1 protein-coding gene is annotated in these 466 nt (G+C 68.2%); it reads right to left on the bottom strand.

Going from position 1 to position 466, the window contains the following annotated elements; genetic code table 11:
• The coding region (locus tag AC1DYG_RS19630; protein WP_477641528.1) for a phosphotransferase family protein at positions 1-466 on the bottom strand (466 nt) is incomplete at both ends.

The raw sequence follows: 466 nt of genomic DNA, 5'->3' as shown, positions 1-466 counted from the left end.
GACCGACACTCGCCATCTCCCAGTCGAGGACTCCGACCGGCTCGAAGTCGACGTACATCACGTTGCCGAGGCGGGCGTCCCCCCAGACCAGCACCGACTCGGTGGTGTCCGGCAGATTGGACTCGAGCCACCTCAGCGCGCGGTCGATCAGCGGTGAGCGCTCGAGGTCACGGACGGCGAACTCGTACCAGGCGCGCGTGCGGGCGAGGTTGCGCTGCAACGCGGTGGCACCGGGCAGGTCGGGGTCGAGGAAGGCAAACACCTCGTCCGCCCCCGGGATCGAATGCAGGTCCGCGAGGGCCTTCACCGTGCTGTCCTGCAGGCGCCGCCGGTCCTCCGGCGAGGCGTCGAAGAGCCAGTTGCCGCCGAAGTTGTACGGCATCATGTCGGGCGGGACGACTCCGGTGAGACGGTCCATGAGGAAGAACGGCATCCCCAGCACGTCACCCGACGGCTCCATGAAACC

Source organism: Pedococcus sp. P1_H8 (assembly GCF_056405175.1).
This window is presented reverse-complemented; position numbering and strand designations above follow the sequence as displayed.